At 68.2% G+C, this 18,086-nt stretch carries 16 protein-coding genes and 1 tRNA gene; 7 read left to right on the top strand and 10 right to left on the bottom strand.

Going from position 1 to position 18,086, the window contains the following annotated elements; translation table 11 throughout:
* Positions 1-106: 106 nt before the first annotated feature.
* A complete protein-coding gene (locus JF781_RS02125) occupies positions 107-430 on the top strand; it encodes a hypothetical protein (protein ID WP_225326678.1) in 324 nt (107 codons plus the stop codon).
* 226 nt (positions 431-656) lie between these two features.
* On the opposite strand, the gene JF781_RS02120 is transcribed toward JF781_RS02125, so the two are convergent.
* Positions 657-740 (bottom strand) — tRNA-Leu (locus JF781_RS02120).
* Positions 741-818: 78 nt separating this feature from the next.
* On the opposite strand from JF781_RS02120, the gene JF781_RS02115 reads away from it, so the two are divergent.
* Together JF781_RS02115 and JF781_RS02110 are read left to right on the top strand one after the other, a co-directional pair.
* Positions 819-1,199, top strand: a complete 381-nt coding sequence (locus JF781_RS02115) for a hypothetical protein (protein ID WP_225326679.1) — start codon at positions 819-821, stop codon at positions 1,197-1,199.
* Entirely contained in the window at positions 1,196-1,546 is a 351-nt protein-coding gene (locus tag JF781_RS02110; protein WP_225326680.1) for a DUF3817 domain-containing protein, read from the top strand. Before JF781_RS02115 ends, JF781_RS02110 begins: the two co-directional genes overlap by 4 nt.
* 48 nt (positions 1,547-1,594) lie before the next feature.
* On the opposite strand, the gene rdgB is transcribed toward JF781_RS02110, so the two are convergent.
* From rdgB to clpS, 8 genes are all read right to left on the bottom strand, one after another.
* Positions 1,595-2,233: an RdgB/HAM1 family non-canonical purine NTP pyrophosphatase gene (rdgB, locus tag JF781_RS02105; RefSeq protein WP_225326681.1), complete on the bottom strand. Its 639-nt coding sequence runs from the start codon at positions 2,231-2,233 to the stop codon at positions 1,595-1,597.
* A gap of 2 nt (positions 2,234-2,235) precedes the next feature.
* On the bottom strand, positions 2,236-3,015 hold the full coding sequence (rph, locus tag JF781_RS02100) for a ribonuclease PH (RefSeq protein ID WP_225326682.1): 780 nt from the start codon (positions 3,013-3,015) through the stop codon (positions 2,236-2,238).
* A 23-nt stretch (positions 3,016-3,038) separates the two neighbouring features.
* Positions 3,039-3,821, bottom strand: coding sequence for a cyclic nucleotide-degrading phosphodiesterase (locus JF781_RS02095; protein WP_225326683.1), 783 nt, complete (start codon positions 3,819-3,821; stop codon positions 3,039-3,041).
* A 72-nt stretch (positions 3,822-3,893) separates the two neighbouring features.
* Complete coding sequence (gene murI / locus JF781_RS02090; protein ID WP_225326684.1) at positions 3,894-4,709, bottom strand: glutamate racemase; 816 nt, start codon at positions 4,707-4,709, stop codon at positions 3,894-3,896.
* Positions 4,706-5,377, bottom strand: coding sequence for a rhomboid family intramembrane serine protease (locus JF781_RS02085; RefSeq protein WP_225326685.1), 672 nt, complete (start codon positions 5,375-5,377; stop codon positions 4,706-4,708). The genes murI and JF781_RS02085 overlap by 4 nt, the downstream gene beginning before the upstream one ends.
* A 60-nt stretch (positions 5,378-5,437) precedes the next feature.
* On the bottom strand, positions 5,438-6,490 hold the full coding sequence (locus JF781_RS02080; RefSeq protein ID WP_225326753.1) for a P1 family peptidase: 1,053 nt from the start codon (positions 6,488-6,490) through the stop codon (positions 5,438-5,440).
* A 5-nt stretch (positions 6,491-6,495) separates the two neighbouring features.
* Entirely contained in the window at positions 6,496-7,077 is a 582-nt protein-coding gene (locus JF781_RS02075) for a DUF2017 domain-containing protein (protein ID WP_225326686.1), read from the bottom strand.
* Positions 7,078-7,101: 24 nt separating this feature from the next.
* On the bottom strand, positions 7,102-7,407 hold the full coding sequence (gene clpS / locus JF781_RS02070) for an ATP-dependent Clp protease adapter ClpS (protein WP_055404466.1): 306 nt from the start codon (positions 7,405-7,407) through the stop codon (positions 7,102-7,104).
* 66 nt (positions 7,408-7,473) lie between these two features.
* Here clpS and JF781_RS02065 point away from each other — a divergent pair, with 66 nt between their 5' ends.
* Entirely contained in the window at positions 7,474-8,781 is a 1,308-nt protein-coding gene (locus tag JF781_RS02065; RefSeq protein ID WP_225326687.1) for a nicotinate phosphoribosyltransferase, read from the top strand.
* An 8-nt stretch (positions 8,782-8,789) separates the two neighbouring features.
* Positions 8,790-10,811, top strand: coding sequence for an ATP-dependent DNA helicase (locus JF781_RS02060; RefSeq protein WP_374109656.1), 2,022 nt, complete (start codon positions 8,790-8,792; stop codon positions 10,809-10,811).
* 10 nt (positions 10,812-10,821) lie between these two features.
* Here JF781_RS02060 and glgP read toward each other — a convergent pair whose 3' ends face one another.
* Positions 10,822-13,467, bottom strand: a complete 2,646-nt coding sequence (gene glgP, locus JF781_RS02055; RefSeq protein WP_225326688.1) for an alpha-glucan family phosphorylase — start codon at positions 13,465-13,467, stop codon at positions 10,822-10,824.
* A 283-nt stretch (positions 13,468-13,750) separates the two neighbouring features.
* On the opposite strand from glgP, the gene JF781_RS02050 reads away from it, so the two are divergent.
* Positions 13,751-15,844, top strand: a complete 2,094-nt coding sequence (locus tag JF781_RS02050; protein ID WP_225326689.1) for an alpha-1,4-glucan--maltose-1-phosphate maltosyltransferase — start codon at positions 13,751-13,753, stop codon at positions 15,842-15,844.
* A 35-nt stretch (positions 15,845-15,879) separates the two neighbouring features.
* Positions 15,880-18,075, top strand: coding sequence for a 1,4-alpha-glucan branching protein GlgB (glgB, locus tag JF781_RS02045; RefSeq protein ID WP_225326690.1), 2,196 nt, complete (start codon positions 15,880-15,882; stop codon positions 18,073-18,075).
* Positions 18,076-18,086: the final 11 nt, after the last annotated feature.

Below are 18,086 nucleotides of genomic sequence, written 5' to 3'. Positions count from 1 at the left end.
TCTCGGTGCGAATTGTCAACGGGATCAAGATGTTCTGGGGACGGCTCTTGCGCCTGCCCCAAACGATCACTGTCCAACTATCCAGTCAACGGCAAAGTTTGGGCGCGTGGGTGTCACGCAAACGCCGCCGGCGCACATCATCGACATCACCCAGAGCCTCGACGAGCAGGTCAAACGCCTTGTTCAGTACGTGAACGACAGAACCGGCGAGGCATCGGAGATGGCGATCAATATCACCAAATTGAGGCTGGATATCGATGGGGTCAAAGATACCGTGACGGAGTTAGAGCGAAACATGAAGGCACACACGGCCACTCAGATCCAGACATTCGACCGGAACCTCGACAGCCGACAAGCACTCGACCTGACCTGGGCGATTTGGGGACTTCTTGTTTCCTTTGTGGGTACCGCAAGCGGCTTCGGGACTTAGGTTTGTTGCTCATGAAGTAGGTCTAAGGTCCGTCGGGACGATCTACTCAATTCTCAGCTCGGTTCACCACCACGGCGCCGAGAACCTGCAGGCGCGGTACGCGCCGAAGGCGAGCGCCAAGACGGTGTTTGCCACAGCGACCACGCGCGTTTGAAGTGTGCTCATAGTGTGACCACGGCTGGCCAGGATGGAGCCGAAAACACCACCTGAACTGCATAAACATCAGTGCGGGCGGAGGGACTCGAACCCTCAAGCTCTTTCGAGCAATGGCACCTAAAACCATCGCGTCTGCCAATTTCGCCACGCCCGCGGCTTGCCGATCGTATCGCTTGTGACATGGCCAACTTATTGGCGACGGGCGCTTACTGGCGCGCGGTACGGTCAAGAGGTGTCCACTACACACCGTCGCAGACCCGCGCTGATCGCGCTGGTGATCGTCGCGGCGTGCGGCTGCCTGGCCCTGGGCTGGTGGCAGTGGACCAGGTTCCAATCCGTCTCCGGCTCGTTTCAGAACCTCGGCTACGCGCTGCAGTGGCCGCTGTTCGCCTGGTTCTGTGTGTACGCGTACCGCAAATTCGTGCGCTACGAAGAGGAACCACCACAGCCGCGCAGCAACGACGCCATGACGGAGATACCCGCCGGGCTGCTGCCCGAGCGACCCACGCGCACGCCCCAGCCGCCCGACGACCCGGCGCTGCGGGAGTACAACAACTACCTGGCCGAGCTCGCCGCGCAAGACGCCGAAAAACAAAAGAGGACAACCGCATGACCACTCCGCAGACGCCCGGCGGATCAGTGCCCGCAGTGCCCGCCGACAAGATCCGCACCGCCTTGCTCGGCTACCGGATCATGGCCTGGACGACGGGTCTGTGGCTCATCGCGCTGTGCTACGAGATCGTCTCGCACCTGGTTTTCGACCACGAGATCCGGTGGATCGAAGTGGTCCACGGCTGGGTGTATTTCATCTACGTGCTGACCGCGTTCAACCTGGCGATCAAGGTGCGCTGGCCGATCGGTAAGACGGTCGGCGTGCTGCTGTCGGGGACCATCCCGCTGCTCGGGATCATCGTCGAGCACTTCCAAACCCGAGAGGTCAAAGCCCGCTTCGGCTTGTAGGCCGCACCCGTGACCCGTGTGGCCCATGCCTCGCAAGGGACCGGGGATTCAGCCCTCGGACCGGGCCAGCGTCTCGAGCGACGGCAACAGCAGCCGCAGCGCGCGACCGCGATGCGAGACCGCGTCCTTCTCACTCGGGCTGAGCTCGGCCGCCGTGCGCTCGCACCCGTCGGGCACGAAAACCGGGTCATACCCGAAACCGCCGTCGCCGCGCGGTTCCCGGGCGATGCTGCCGGGCCATTCGCCGCGCACGACGACCTCACCGGCCCCCGACACCAGCGCGCAGGCGGACACGAACGCCGCGCCGCGCCGTTCATCGGGCACGTCGCGCATTTGCGCCAGCAGCAAGGCGGTGTTGCCGGCGTCGTCGCCGTGGTTGCCCGACCAGCGCGCCGACAGCACTCCGGGCATGCCGTTGAGCGCGGCCACCTCCAGCCCGGAATCGTCTGCCACACTGGGCAACCCGCTCGCGGTGAACGCGTCACGCGCCTTGGCCAACGCGTTCTCCTCGAAGATCGCGCCCGTCTCCGGCGCCTCCTCGAACGGGGCCACATCGTCGAGCGACACCAACGTCAAGCCCGTCAGGCCGGCGGCGTCGAGCACCCGGCGCAACTCGACCAGCTTCTTCGTGTTGCGGCTGGCGACCAGTAGGCGTGACGGGCGCGGCGGGTCGTCACCATCGGGCACGGTCAGCTGCCGAACGCCTTCGGCGCCGGAGCTCCCTCGGGGAGCTCACCGGGGTACGGCTGCGCCAATGCCTCGCGCTGGGCGGCGAACAACTTGTCGCAGGCGGCCAACGCCACGTCGAGCAGCTTGTCCAACGTCGAACGCGGGAAGGTCGCCCCCTCGCCGGTCCCCTGGACCTCGACGAGGGTCCCGGTGTCGGTGGCGACGACGTTCATGTCCACCTCGGCGCGGGCGTCCTCCTCATAGGGCAGATCCACCCGGACCCGGCCGTCGACCACTCCGACGCTGACCGCCGCGATGGCGCACGACAACGGTCGGGGATCGGACAGCTTGCCCGCCGCCCCGAGATACGTCACCGCATCGGCCAGCGCCACGAACGCACCCGTGATGGCCGCGGTGCGGGTACCCCCGTCGGCCTGCAACACGTCACAGTCGACGGCAATTGTGTTCTCCCCCAACGCCGCCAGGTCGATGCACGCCCGCAGCGACCGCCCGATCAGCCGGCTGATCTCCTGGGTCCGCCCCGACAGCCGCCCCTTCACCGATTCGCGGTCCGAGCGCGTATGGGTCGCCGACGGCAACATCGCGTACTCCGCGGTCAGCCACCCCAGACCCGAACCCTTGCGCCAGCGCGGCACACCCTCGGTCACGCTGGCGGTGCACATGACCTTGGTCTGGCCGAATTCGATCAGTACCGAACCGGCGGGGTGCTCGGTGAAACCGCGGGTGATGACGACGGGCCGAAGCTCGTCGTCAAGGCGGCCGTCTTCTCGTCTCGTCACGACGCAACCCTAACGTGGAGTACTCAGACCCTCTCGGAGCGGCGGATATCGAACGTCTCACCGCACACCACCGCATGCACGGGACCGTCGAACTCGGCCTTGGCCTCACTGATCACGTCCTCACGCGAGGTCCACGGCGGGATGTGCGTCAGCAGCAGTTCGCGAACGCCGGCCTCGGCCGCGGCCCGCCCCGCCTCGGTCCCCGACAGATGCAGCGCGGGCGGCCGGTCCGCCGAATGCGTCCAGGACGCCTCGCAGAGAAAGACGTCGGCGTCGCGCGCCAGCTCGACGAGCTGATCGCAGGCGCCGGTGTCACCGCTGTAGACGAACGATGCGCCCGACGAATCGGTGATGCGCAATCCGTAGGACTCGGTCGGATGAGCCACCACGCGCGGCGTCACCGTCAGCGCCCCGACCGTCACCGGCTCGCCGTCGACCCAGTGGCGAACGTCGAAGATGTCCGAACAATCGTCGATCTCACCGCCGTAGGGTGAGGACGCCGCACCCAGCCGCGACCAGGTGTCGCCGGGGCCGTACAGCAACGCCTTCCCGAGCGGGCGCGTCGGGTGATAGCGCCGCCACACGAACAATCCGGGCAAATCCAGACAGTGATCGGCGTGCAAATGCGACAACAACACGTGCACGGAACCGGGGTCGGCGTAGCGCTGCAGTGCGCCGAGAACACCCCCGCCGAAGTCGATGACCAACGGCGGCGTGTCCGGTGCCCGGAGCAGATAACCCGACGCAGGCGAATCCGGACCCACCACGCTGCCCGAGCAGCCGAGCACGGTTATTCGCACGGACACTACTGTGCCATGCCCGACGGGACCATGACGAAAACATGGCCGCATTGGTGTGACGAGAATCTCGCCCGGCCGTCAGTCAATGCGCACCTGTTGAACAGGCCGTACTCCGGAGACGGCGGGACCGAGGAAGCGGGCCGCCAATGTCGTGAATGCCTCGGGGTCGCCGGTGGCTTCGAAGACCCGAGTCGCGGGCGACACGTCATGAGGGCGAAGCAGATCCCGCTCGGTGAGCACCCGAAGGACTTCCTTGGCGGTTTCCTCCGCACTGGACACCAGCGTCACGTGCTCACCCATCGCCAGCTGGATGAGGCCCGACAGCAGTGGGTAGTGCGTGCATCCGAGCACCAGCGTGTCGACCTGCGCGCGCTGCAGCGGCTCCAGGTAGCCCTCGGCCAGCCCGAGCACCTGACGCCCGCTCGTCACGCCGCGCTCGACGAAGTCGACGAACCGGGGGCAGGCCACCGCGGTGATCTCGGTGTCGCGGGCGGCGGCGAACGCGTCCTGGTAAGCGTGCGAGTTGATGGTCGCCTGGGTGCCGATGACGCCGATGCGTCCGTTGCGCGTGGTGGCGGCGGCGCGGCGCACCGCGGGCAGGATCACCTCGACGACGGGCACGTCGTAGCGTTCGCGAGCGTCGCGCAGGCAGGCCGCGGATGCCGTGTTGCAGGCGATGACCAACGCCTTGACGCCGCGGCCGACGAGGTCGTCGCCGATGGCCAACGCGTGCGCCCGAACGTCGGGGATGCTCAGCGGGCCGTAGGGCCCGTGGCCGGTGTCGCCGACGTAGATGATGTCCTCGTCGGGCAGCTGGTCGATGATCGCCCGCGCGACGGTGAGTCCCCCGACACCGGAGTCGAAGACCCCGACGGGAGCCAGTGGGCCGCTCATGTCTTGGGGCGCGGCGACGCGGTGCCGGCCGTCCTTCCGGTCCGGGCCTTGCGTTCCGGGGCGGACAGCCAATAGGCGGCCACGACGCCGGCGATCGCCCCGCACAAATGCCCCTGCCAGGACACGCCACCGCAGACTCCGAGGACCGGCATGGCGCCGAACAGGACGCCGCCGTAGGCGAACATCACGACCAGCCCGATGATGATGCTGGACACCCGGCGGACAAATATCCCGAACACCAGCAGGAAGGCGAGCCAGCCGAAAATCAGGCCGGAAGCCCCGATGTGGTCGGTGGGGCCGCAGCTGCTGCCGACGTCGCCGATGAGCCAGGTGCCGAAACCGCCCAGGATCCACACGATGGCGGTCGCCCACACGAACCGGGACAGCCCGGCCAGCGTCATGAGGAATCCCAGCACGAGCAGCGGCACCGTGTTGGCCATCAGATGTTCCCAGCTCGCGTGCAAGAGCGGGGAGAAGACGATGCCCCACAGGCCGTCGACCTCCAGCGGCCGAATGCCGTTGGCGTCCAGCGAATGCCGGGACATCTGGTCGATCAGCTCGACGAGGTACAGCAACACGACGAAGGTGAGGATCGTGGCGGCGCCCACGATCGGCGTGGACCGCGTTTTCGCCTGGGCGGCGGGTGCCCTCGGCGCGGTCTTACCCATAGCTGCCCTTCCAGCGCGTTTCCAGCATGGTCAAGGCTACCGGCGTGGCAGGCGGATTCCTCACCGGCCGAACGCGCCGGGCAGCACGTCGCGGTAGCTCGGTATCCCCGCGATCGATTCGGCGGCCAGCACACCGCCGAGCACCGCTTGCGCCAGGCAATCGGCCGCCGCGACACCGACCTCGGTGACGAGCCGCGTTTCCGGGGAGAACGCGGCCGGCACCGGTTTCGAACCGGCCGACGGGGGATCGACCTCGACCGCCCCGGTGGCCAGGACGAACACCGTGTCCCCGTCGACCGGCGTGTGCGCCGGCCGGATGCTGCGGGCCAGGCCGTCGTGGGCTGAGATGGCCACCCGCCGGCACGCCGCCGGGCTCAGGGCGGCGTCGGTGGCGATCACCGCGATGACGGTGTTGAGGGGGTTGTCCATCGGGTCCGACGGCGACGGCAGCTGGGCGAGCGCGTCGATCTGCTCGGGCGGCGGCGGCTGGAGCCCGAACGCCTCGGCCAAGTCCGCCATCCACGGCAAGCCGGTCGCCCGGTCGAGAACCTCGCCCGCGCAGTTCACCACGGCCACCGCGCCGACGGTCACGCCGCTGGGCAGCGTCGTCGAGGTGGTCCCGACACCGCCCTTGAGCGCTCCCGCCCGGGCGCCCACCCCAGCGCCGACGTTCCCGACGGTCATCGCCGCGCCTTGCTCGGCGGCCGCACAGGCCAGGTAGCCGAACTCGTCGCTCGGGCGGCACTGCCAGCCGCCGACCGGCAGATCGAAGATCACCGCTGCCGGCACGATGGGCACCACGCCCTCACCCATCGCGACGCCGCGTTCCTGTTCTTCGAGCCAGCGCATGACGCCGTCGGCGGCGGCCAGGCCGTAGGCGCTGCCCCCGGCGAGCAGCACCGCGTCCACGAACCGCACGGTGTTGGCGGGGTCCAGCAGGTCGGTCTCCCGGGTGCCGGGCGCACCGCCGCGGCAATCGACCGCGCCGACGGTCCCCGGTGGAGGGAGCACCACGGTGACGCCGCAGGCCCAGCCCACACCCAATGCGGCGTCGGGATCCAAGCGTTGGTAGTGGCCGACGCGGATCCCCCCGACGTCGGTGATGGCGCCCATCGCGGTCACCGGGACCCCATGAGCACCAACACCAGGTACTCCTGCAGGACGGTCAGCCACTGATAGACGTCGTAGTGCACGGCCAGTGGATGATCGGCCGGCAACTGCTCGGGGCCCTCCGGTCCGACCTCGAGCATGACGCCCAACGTCAGCCGGATATCGTTGACGGCCCCGATCCAACAGTTTGCGTCGTCCTCGCTCAGCTCGAACTTGCCGCCGTCCTCGGGGACGGTGCTCAGCAACCGCTGTGCCGCAACGCGTTTGGCCTCGACGATGCCCGGCTCGTGCAGGCTGCGCAGCGCGGCGTTCAGGCTCTCCGCGGCATCGGGAGGCGCGGTGTCCTGGTCGTCGTCACGGTAGAAGTCGGGCAGCAGCCGGCGCAGGGTCGGGTCCTTCGGCGGTTCGGCGTTGCCGGTCTTGATGCCGGTGATCTCCTCGAGTTCGTCTGCCGGCGAAGAGGATTCACGCTCATCGAGCAGACCGATCATCGCGGTTGCCAGGTTCTTGAGCAGGGCCGCCTCGTGGGACGCCAGGGCCGACCGGAAATGGGGACCGTCCGCGGTCTCGACGCGCTTCCATTTGCGCACAGGGAATCGCCAGCGCCTCGAGCGTCAGCGGTCCTGCTGCAGCGTCGCCCACAAACCGGCGGCGTGCAGCTTGGACACATCGACTTCCATGGACTCCCGGCTACCGGCGGACACCACGGCCTTTCCTTCGTTGTGCACCTGCAGCATCAGCTTGGTGGCATGCGGCTCGCTGTAGCCGAACAACTTCTGGAACACGTATGTCACGTAGGTCATCAAGTTGACCGGGTCATCCCAGACGATCGTGACCCAGGGACTCGCCGTCACCTCGACCGGAGCGGACTCGCGTTGTCCTGTAGTGCCCGGCTTAGTGGGCGCTGACATAACAACCATGGCCTCCACGATACCGAGGGATGGACGACGTTACCGAGCCCAGCGGGCAGCCGATACCGTTATGGAATGAACGACCCGGTCGTCACGGGGCTGCTGACCGACAAGTACGAGTTGACGATGCTGGCGGCGGCGCTGCGGGACGGCAGCGCCAATCGGCGCACCACCTTCGAACTTTTCGCCCGCCGCCTTCCCGAGGGCCGTCGCTACGGCGTGGTCGCCGGAACCGGACGGCTGCTCGAGGCGCTGCCGCAGTTCACCTTCGATGACGAGGCCTGCCAGTCGCTCGGCCAATTCCTCGATCCAGATACGTTGCGGTACTTGCGCGATTTTCGGTTCGGCGGCGATATCGACGGCTACGCCGAAGGCGAGCTGTACTTTCCGGGATCGCCGGTGCTGTCGGTGAGCGGGACGTTCGCCGAATGCGTGGTGCTCGAAACGCTGGCGCTGTCCATTTTCAACCACGACACCGCCGTCGCCTCGGCCGCCGCGCGGATGGTGAGCGCGGCCAGGGGGCGCCCGCTGATCGAGATGGGGTCACGGCGCACCCACGAGCAGGCGGCGGTCGCCGCCGCCCGCGCCGCCTACATCGCCGGCTTCGCCGCGTCCTCCAACCTGGAGGCTGAGCGCTGCTACGGAATACCGGCCGAGGGCACCTCCGCGCACGCGTTCACCATGCTGCACGCCCGCGCCGACACCCCCGCGGCATCGACCGAATTGGCGGCCTTCCGGGCGCAGGTCGAGGCGCTCGGCGTCGACACCACCCTGCTGGTGGACACCTATGACGTGACGGCCGGCGTGGCCAACGCGGTGGCCGCCGCCGCCACCGGGCTCGGCGCGGTGCGCATCGACTCCGGCGAGTTGGGCGTGCTGGCCCGCCAGGTGCGCCGGCAGCTCGACGAGCTGGGCGCCACCCGGACCCGCATCGTGGTCTCCGGTGACCTCGACGAGTTCTCCATCGCCGCATTGGCCGCCGAGCCCGTGGACAGTTACGGCGTCGGCACGTCGCTGGTGACGGGCTCGGGCGCCCCGACGGCGAACATGGTGTACAAACTCGTCGAAGTGGACGGCCTGGCGGTGCAGAAGCGCAGCAGCCACAAGGAATCCCACGGCGGACACAAAGAGGCGCTGCGCACCTCGCGCAGCTCCGGCACCATCACCGAGGAGATCCTGTATCCGGCCGGCCGTCAGCCCGACGTCGGTGAACCGGCCCGGGTGTTGACCGTCCCGCTGGTCCGCGGTGGCGAGCTGGTGTCCAAACCGAACCTCGCGGCGGCGCGCGAGCTGGTAGCTTCCGGGCTGCGCAGTCTGCCGTGGGAGGGTTTGAACTTGTCACACGGCGAACCCGCGGTCACGACGACGCAGATCCGGGCCTGACCAAGGGAGTGACCACGTCCGACGTGTCCGTGCCCGAGCTGCTGGCCACCGCCGTGGCCGCGCTCGGCGGCAGTGAACGCAGCGGCCAGCAGGAGATGGCCGCCGCGGTCGCGCGGGCCTTCGCCACCGACGAGCACCTCGTCGTGCAGGCCGGCACCGGCACCGGCAAGTCGCTCGCCTATCTGGTGCCCGCGATCGTGCAGGCCCTCGGCGACGACTCCCCCGTCGTCGTGTCGACGGCCACCATCGCCCTGCAGCGCCAGCTCGTCGACCGCGATCTGCCCCGGCTCATCGATGCCCTGGCCGACGCGCTGCCGCGCCGCCCGCAGTTCGCCTTACTCAAGGGACGACGAAACTACCTGTGCCTCAACAAGATTCACAACGGCGGGGCGGCCGAGGGCGAGGACCCCGACGGGCGGCCGCAGGAGGAACTCTTCAACCCCATGGCGGTCAGCGCCCTGGGCCGCGACGTGCAACGGCTCACCGAGTGGGCGTCGACCACCGAATCCGGCGACCGCGACGACTTGAAGCCGGGCGTCCCCGACCGATCCTGGTCTCAGGTCAGCGTTTCCGCGCGGGAATGCCTCGGGGTGGCCCGCTGCCCGTTCGGCACCGAGTGCTTCTCCGAGCGGGCCAGGGGCCTGGCCGGCCGCGCCGACGTCGTGGTCACCAACCACGCGCTGCTAGCCATCGACGCGGTGTCCGAATCCGCGGTGCTGCCCGAGCACGCGCTGCTGGTGGTCGACGAGGCGCACGAGTTGGTGGACCGGGTGACCTCGGTGGCCACCGCGGAGCTGACGTCGGCCGCGCTCGGGGTCGCCTCGCGGCGGATCAGCCGGTTGGTGAGCCCGGAACTGGTCCAGCGCCTCGACGCGACGACGGCCAACTTCGCCGCCGCCATCCACGACGGCACGCCGGGGCGCATCGACCGCCTCGACGAGGACATGGCGACCTACCTCGCCGCGCTGCGGGACGTCGCGACCGCGGCGCGCTCGGCGATCGACACCACGAACGACGCCAAGGCGGCGTCGGCGCGCGCCGAAGCTGTCGCCGCGCTCAGCGAGATTTCGGAGACCGCGTCGCGGGTGCTCGCGTCCTTCGGACCGGCCATCCCCGACCGCACCGACGTGGTGTGGCTGGAACACGAGGAGAACCGGGGTTCACCGCGCCCAGTGTTGCGGGTGGCTCCGCTGTCGGTCGCCGGCCTGCTGCGTCAGCGCGTGTTCTCGCGGTCGACCGTGGTGCTGACGTCGGCGACGCTGACGATCGGCGGCTCGTTCGACGCCATGGCCGCGGCGTGGGGTCTGACCGCTCCCGCGAGCGACGACGACGGCGGCGACGCGCGCTGGCGCGGCCTCGACGTGGGATCGCCGTTTCAGCACGCCAAGGCGGGCATCCTGTACGTGGCCGCGCACCTGCCGCCGCCCGGGCGCGACGGCGTCGGTTCGGCCGAGCAGCTGGCCGAGATCGCCGAGCTCATCACCGCCGCCGACGGGCGCACCCTGGGGCTGTTCTCGTCGATGCGGGCGGCCCGCGCGGCCGCCGAGGCCATGCGAGAACGGCTCTCGACACCGGTGTTGTGCCAGGGCGACGACAGCACTTCCGCGCTGGTCGAGCAGTTCAGCGCGGAGCCGCAGACGTCACTGTTCGGCACCCTGTCCCTGTGGCAGGGCGTCGATGTGCCCGGGCCATCGCTGTCGCTGGTGCTGATCGACCGCATCCCGTTCCCCCGCCCGGACGACCCCCTGCTGGGGGCGCGCCAGCGGGCGGTCGCCGCGCGGGGCGGCAACGGCTTCATGGCGGTCGCGGCCAACCACGCGGCGCTACTGCTGGCGCAGGGTTCCGGCCGTCTGTTGCGCCGCGTCACCGACCGCGGGGTGGTCGCGGTGCTCGACTCGCGCATGGTCACCGCCGGCTACGGCGGCTACCTGCGAGCCTCGCTGCCGCCGTTCTGGCAGACCACCAACGGGGCGCAGGTGCGCGAGGCGCTGCGGCGGCTGCGTACCGCGGAGCAAGACCTGTCGGCCTGAGGGGCACCGATCACCGGGCCAGGGTGACCAGACCGAGCTCGTTGCCGGCGGCCAGCATCGGATGGCGGGGCAGCACGCGCACGGTGTAGCCGACCGATCCCGCCAACGGCAGCGGCGTCGTCGTCGAGAACACCTGGTTGCCGCCCTCGGCGGTGCCGGTGTACGACATCTCGACGGTGACCGGTTCCAGCAGCGCATCGCTGGCGTCGACCCGGCCGACCACCGCCTGGACCGTGACCTCGTCGGGTGCCAGCCCGGCCAGCTGCACGGTGGCGGTCAGGGTCAGCTTGGAACCGAGCACGGGACTGTCCGGCAGGCCGGTGCTGTCGACGTCGGTGATCACGATCTTCGGCCACGCCTCGTAAGCGCGCCGGCGATAGGCCGCCAGCTCGCGGGCGGCGCCGAACTCGCCGCCGCCCGCGTCGTCGGGTGCGATCGTCTTGCGCAGCGATTGGGCCGCGGGCGTGTAGTACTGCTCGACATAGTCGCGCACCATGCGGGAAGCGAGGACCTTCGGGCCGAGCGTCTGCAGGGTGTGGCGCACCATTTCGATCCAGCGGGGTGGCACCCCGCGTTCGTCGCGCTCGTAGAACTTCGGTGCCACGGCTTCTTCCAGCAGCCGGTAGAGCGCGCTGGATTCGAGGTCGTCGCGGCGCCCCTCATCGGCCACACCGTCGGCAGACGGTATCTCCCAACCGTTTTCGCCGTCGTACCATTCATCCCACCAGCCGTCGCGGATGGACAGGTTCAGCCCGCCGTTGAGTGCGCTCTTCATTCCCGAAGTGCCACAGGCCTCCAGCGGCCGCAGCGGGTTGTTCAGCCAGACGTCGCAGCCCCAATACAGCAGCCTGGCCATGGACATGTCGTAGTCGGGCAAAAACGCGATGCGGTGCCGCACCTCGGGCCGGTCGGCAAACCGCACCACCTGCTGGATCAGCGCCTTGCCGCCGTCGTCGGCCGGGTGCGACTTACCGGCAACGATCAGCTGAATCGGCCGTTCGCTATCCAGGAGCAGCTGTTCCAGCCGATCCGGATCCCGCAGCATCAGCGTCAACCGCTTGTACGTCGGCACCCGCCGAGCGAACCCGATGGTCAGCACTTCTGGATCGAAAGCCGTTGCTATCCAACCTAATTCGGCATCCGAGGCGCCACGTTCCAGCCATGAGCGGCGCAGCCTGCGCCGCACGTCGTCGACCAGCAGAGACCTCAATTGTGAGCGAATCCACCACAGGTGGCCCGCATCGACCTGCTGCAGGCGCAACCACACCCCCGGATCGCTGAACGAATCCGACCCGGCCAGCTCGTAGCCCAGCTGCAGCCACTGCGGCGCCGCCCAGGTGCGCGCGTGAACTCCGTTGGTGATCGACCCGATCGGCACCTCGCCGGCGTCGAATCCGGGCCACAGTTCGTTGAACATCGCCCGGCTCACCCGGCCGTGCAGCGACGAGACCCCATTGGCCCGCTGGGCCAGGCGCAGACCCATGTGCGCCATGTTGAATTTGGCCGGGTCGTCCTCGGCGCCGAGCGCCAGGATGCGCGCCGTCGGCACCCCGGGCAGCAACGCGGGCGCACTCGTGGCATCGGCCGCCGCGCCTTTCTGGCCGGATTCCGATTCGTCGCCACGATGGTCGTCGAAGTAGAGCCGCACCATGTCGATGGGGAAACGGTCGATGCCGGCGGGCACCGGGGTGTGCGTGGTGAACACGGTGCTCGAGCGCACCACCGTCAGCGCGGTGTCGAAGTCCAGCCCCGGACCGGTCATCAGCTCGCGAATGCGTTCGGCGCCCAGGAACCCCGCGTGCCCCTCGTTCATGTGGAACACCTCGGGTGCGGGCAGGCCCTGGATGGCGGTGTAGGCGCGGATCGCCCGCACCCCGCCGATGCCGGCCAGGATCTCCTGCCTCATCCGATGTTCCTGATCGCCCCCGTACAGGCGGTCGGTGACGCCGCGCAGATCATGCTCGTTCTCGGGGACGTCGGAATCGAGCAAGAGCAGCGGGACCCTGCCGACCTCCGCGACCCAGATCCGGGCATGCAACTGCGCGGAGTCCGGCAGCATCAGCTCGACCAGGGCGGGATCGCCGGTGGCATCGGTCAGCAGCCGCAGCGGCAGCCCCTGCGGGTCCAGCGACGGGTAGTTCTCGTGCTGCCACCCGTCGGCGGTCAACGACTGCCGGAAGTAGCCGGAGCGGTAGTAGAGGCCCACCGCCACCAACGGCACGCCCAAATCCGATGCGGACTTCAGGTGGTCACCCGCAAGGATTCCCAACCCGCCGGAGTAGTTCGGCAGCACTTCGGCGATGCCGAACTCCATCGAGAAGTAGGCGACGGCCGCCGGCATTTCGGCCCCGTGTTCCTGCTGTTGCTGGTACCACAGCGGGCGGGTCAGGTAATCGTTCAGATCGGCGGTCAGCTCGTCGAGCCGGCGAAGGAACGCCTCATCGATCGCCAACGCGTCGAGCCGCGCCGGGTTCACCGCGCCCAGCAACGCCACCGGGTCACGGCCACACCGGTCCCAGAGGTCGGGATCGATCGTCGCGAAGAAATCCTGCGTCGGCTTGTCCCACGACCAACGCAGGTTGGTCGAGAGCTGGTCCAGCGCGGTCAAACGCTCGGGAAGATGAGCACGGACGGTAAACCGGCGGAGGGCTTTCACGCGTCCCTACCTTACTGAGGATTCCGCCCCGCGCACGGCGGCGGGAAAGACCGCTTTTCCGCAGCGGGGTGTGACCGAAGACTAGGGTGGGTATCGGTTAGTTATCGGGGTCGCAACGATGCCTCCCCGCACAGAAAGTTCCCCACGACAGGAAGTTTCCCGACGAGCGGCGTTCCGCGGGGAGCACACCCGGATTGGCCGCACACAATCGGAACGCTCCCGGTGACGATGCGGCCCGCGGCGCGGGACGCGGAGGAAGCGGGAAAATCGGAACGGAGTGGTGGTGCCCGGTCGTGTCGAGATCGATAGCGTCCAGCCGGTCGTTTCCTGTGGCGCGTATCCCGCGAAAGCTGTGGTCGGCGAGGTCGTGCCGGTCAGCGCCGCGGTATGGCGCGAAGGCCACGAGGCCGTGGCGGCAACCCTGGTCGTGCGCTACCTCGGGCCAGGCTATCCGCAAGTAACGGAGACTCGCCGCGTCAAAGCGGTTCAGGCCCCGGCAAAGCCGGTCACCGACCGCGACGGCAAGGCTGACCAGCAACGGATCAAGCCGCTGGCGTTGCCGATGACGATGGGTCTGGAACCCTATGTGTTCCACGGCCAGTTCACCCCCGACCAGGTCGGGCTGTGGACCTTCCGCGTCGACGGGTGGGGCGATCCGATCCACTCCTGGCGACACGGGTTGGTCGCCAAACTGGACGCCGGTCAGGGCGAGAAGGAACTGTCCAACGATCTTCTCGTCGGTGCCGGGTTGTTCGAGCGCGCCGCCGCGGAGGTGCCGCGGGCCCGGCGCGAACCGCTGCTGGCCGCCGCCGCAGCGCTGCGCACCCCTGGGGACCCGGTCACCCGAACCGCGCTAGCGCTGAGCCCGGAGATCGAAGAGATCCTGGCGGACTACCCGCTCCGCGATTTCGTCACCCGGGGCGAGCAGTACAGCGTCTGGGTGGACCGGCCGTTGGCCCGGTTCGGCTCCTGGTACGAGATGTTTCCCCGCTCGACGGGCGGGTGGGACGCCGACGGCAACCCCGTGCACGGCACATTCGCCACGGCAACCGCCGCGCTTCCGCGCATCGCGGCAATGGGATTCGACGTCGTCTACCTGCCGCCGATCCATCCGATCGGCAAGGTACATCGCAAGGGGCGCAACAACTCACCCACCGCCGCCCCCGGAGATGTGGGGTCCCCCTGGGCGATCGGCAGCGACGAGGGCGGCCACGACGCCGTCCACCCGGATTTGGGCACGATCGAGGACTTCGACGCGTTCGTCGCCGCAACACGCGAATTGGGCATGGAGGTGGCGCTGGACCTCGCTCTTCAATGCGCACCGGACCATCCTTGGGCGCGTAGCCACCGCAACTGGTTCACCGAATTGCCCGACGGCACCATCGCCTACGCGGAGAACCCGCCGAAGAAGTACCAGGACATCTACCCGATCAACTTCGACAACGACCCGGCCGGCCTCTACGACGAGGTGCTGCGCGTCGTCCGGCATTGGATGGACCACGGCGTCAAGTTCTTTCGCGTCGACAACCCGCACACCAAGCCGCCGGATTTCTGGGCGTGGTTGATCGCCGCGGTGAAGGCCATCGACCCCGATGTGCTGTTTCTCTCCGAAGCCTTCACGCCACCGGCCCGCCAGTACGGGCTCGCCAAACTGGGATTCACGCAGTCGTACAGCTACTTCACCTGGCGCACGGCGAAGTGGGAGCTGACCGAATTCGGCACCGACATCGCCGCGCTCGCCGACTTCCGCCGGCCAAACCTGTTCGTCAACACCCCCGACATCCTGCACGCGATCTTGCAGCACAACGGGCCCGGCATGTTCGCCGTGCGCGCGGTGCTGGCCGCGACCATGGGGCCCGCCTGGGGCGTGTACTCGGGCTACGAGCTCTTCGAGCACCGCGCGGTGCGGGAAGGCAGCGAGGAGTACCTGGACTCGGAGAAGTACGAATTGCGGCCTCGCGATTTCGCGGGTGCGCTCGCCGAAGGACGCTCGCTCGAGCCGTTCATCACGCAGCTCAACGCGATTCGCCGGGTCCACCCCGCGCTGCAGCAGCTGCGCACCATCCATTTCCACAGCGTGGACAACGACGCGCTGCTCGCCTACAGCAAGTTCGACCCGGCCACGGGCGACTGCGTGTTGGTGGTGGTGACCCTCAACGCGTTCGGCCCCGAGGAAGCGACGCTGTTTTTGGATATGGCCGCACTGGGTATGGAGCCCTACGAGCGGTTTTGGGTGCGCGATGAGATCACCGGCCAGGAATTCCAATGGGGGCAAGCCAATTACGTTCGCATCGATCCTGGCCAGGCGGTCGCGCACATCATCAACATGCCGCTCGTGCCGCATGACGCTCGCATGACACTGCTGCGCAGGCATTGAGACGGGACATGAAACGGACCGGAGGCGATAGGGACATGAGCCAAGCCGACCAACTCGCTCGGACGCACCTGGCGCCCGATCCTGCCGATCTGTCGCGCCTGGTCGCCGGCACACACTACAACCCGCACGGCGTGCTGGGGGCACACGAATACGGCGACCACACCGTCATTCGGGCGTACCGCCCGCACGCGGTCGAAGTCGTCGCCCTCGTCGGCGATGATCGATTCCCGATGCAGCACGTCGAATCCGGCCTGTTCGCCGTGGCGCTGCCGTTCACCAACCTGATCGACTACCGCCTACGCATCACCTACGAAGGTTCCGACCCGCACGTCGTCGCCGACGCTTACCGTTTCTTGCCCACCCTGGGCGAGGTCGATCTGCACCTGTTCGCCGAAGGGCGCCACGAACGACTCTGGGAAGTCCTTGGCGCACACCCCCGCTCGTTCACCACCGCCGACGGCGTCGTCAATGGGGTGTCGTTCGCGGTGTGGGCGCCCAACGCCAAGGGCGTCAGCCTGATCGGCGAGTTCAACGGCTGGACCGGTAACGAAGCCCCGATGCGGGTGCTGGGCTCGTCGGGTGTGTGGGAGCTGTTCTGGCCCGGCTTTCCGCTCGAGGGGCTCTACAAGTTCCGCGTCCACGGCGCCGACGGAGTCGTGACCGAGCGCGCCGACCCCATGGCCTTTGCCACCGAGGTGCCCCCGCACACGGCCTCCCGGGTGACACGCAGCAAGTACACCTGGGAAGACGCGGACTGGATGGCCCAGCGCGCCGGGCGCAACCCGGTGTTCGAGCCGATGAGCACCTACGAGGTGCACCTGGGTTCATGGCGACCCGGCCTCAACTATCGCCAGTTGGCCCGCGAGCTGACGGATTACGTTGTGGAGCACGGCTTCACCCACGTCGAGCTGCTGCCGGTCGCCGAACATCCGTTCGCCGGTTCCTGGGGCTACCAGGTGACGTCGTACTACGCCCCGACGTCGCGGTTCGGCACGCCGGACGAGTTCCGCGCCCTGGTCGACGCCCTGCACCAGGCCGGCATCGGCGTGCTGGTGGACTGGGTGCCGGCGCACTTCCCGAAGGACGCGTGGGCGCTGGGACGGTTCGACGGCACCCCGCTCTACGAACACTCCGACCCGAAACGCGGCGAGCAACTTGACTGGGGCACTTACGTATTCGACTTCGGACGACGCGAAGTGCGCAACTTCCTGGTGGCCAACGCGTTGTATTGGCTCGAGGAATTCCACATCGACGGCTTACGGGTGGATGCGGTCGCGTCGATGCTGTACCTGGATTACTCGCGTCCCGAGGGCGGCTGGACGCCGAACATCTACGGCGGGCGGGAGAACCTGGAGGCGGTCCAGTTCCTGCAGGAGATGAACGCCACGGCGCACAAGACCGCCCCGGGCATCGTCACCATCGCCGAGGAGTCGACCTCGTGGCCCGGGGTCACCCGGCCGACAAACCTTGGTGGCCTGGGCTTTTCGATGAAGTGGAACATGGGCTGGATGCATGACACGCTCGACTACATCAGCCGCGATCCGATCTATCGGAGCTATCATCACCACGAGATGACGTTCTCGATGCTCTACGCGTTCAGCGAGAACTACGTGCTACCGATCAGCCATGACGAGGTGGTCCACGGCAAGGGAACGCTGTGGGGACGCATGCCGGGCAACAATCACGTCAAAGCCGCCGGCCTGCGCAGCCTGCTCGCCTACCAGTGGGCGCACCCGGGCAAGCAATTGTTGTTCATGGGACAGGAATTCGGCCAGCACGCGGAGTGGTCCGAAGAGCGTGGCCTGGATTGGTGGCAGCTGGACGAGCAGGGATTCTCCAACGGGATCCTGCGCATGGTGCGCGACATCAACGCCATCTACCGCAGCCACCCGGCGCTGTGGAGCCAGGATACCGTGCCCGACGGCTACTCCTGGATCGACGCCAACGACTCGGGTAACAACGTGTTGAGCTTCCTGCGCTACGGCAAGGACGGCTCGGTGATGGCGTGCGTGTTCAATTTCGCCGGCGCCGAGCACGGCGGATACCGGCTCGGCCTGCCGTCAGCCGGCCGCTGGCGCGAGGTGCTCAACACCGACGCAACGGTCTACAACGGCACGGGAATCGGCAACCTGGGCGGCGTCGACGCCACCGAGGACCCGTGGCACGGGCGCCCGGCCTCGGCGGTGCTGGTGTTGCCGCCGACGTCGGCCCTGTGGCTGGAACCGGAGTAGGGCTACTTACC

It is taken from the genome of Mycobacterium sp. WUMAC-067 (genome assembly GCF_020217485.1).
In the GTDB taxonomy this organism is placed as follows: Bacteria; Actinomycetota; Actinomycetes; order Mycobacteriales; family Mycobacteriaceae; genus Mycobacterium.
The sequence above is the reverse complement of the archived record's forward strand: the minus strand, read 5'-3'. Positions and strand labels throughout refer to the sequence as shown.

Coding starts and splice junctions, on each gene's coding strand:
- clpS (WP_055404466.1), bottom strand. CDS start 7,407: ATGGTTGTTATGTCAGCGCCCACTAAGCCGGGCACTACAGGACAACGC.
- murI (WP_225326684.1), bottom strand. CDS start 4,709: ATGAGCGGCCCACTGGCTCCCGTCGGGGTCTTCGACTCCGGTGTCGGG.
- JF781_RS02085 (WP_225326685.1), bottom strand. CDS start 5,377: ATGGGTAAGACCGCGCCGAGGGCACCCGCCGCCCAGGCGAAAACGCGG.
- JF781_RS02080 (WP_225326753.1), bottom strand. CDS start 6,490: ATGGGCGCCATCACCGACGTCGGGGGGATCCGCGTCGGCCACTACCAA.
- JF781_RS02110 (WP_225326680.1), top strand. CDS start 1,196: ATGACCACTCCGCAGACGCCCGGCGGATCAGTGCCCGCAGTGCCCGCC.
- glgB (WP_225326690.1), top strand. CDS start 15,880: ATGAGCCAAGCCGACCAACTCGCTCGGACGCACCTGGCGCCCGATCCT.
- JF781_RS02065 (WP_225326687.1), top strand. CDS start 7,474: ATGAACGACCCGGTCGTCACGGGGCTGCTGACCGACAAGTACGAGTTG.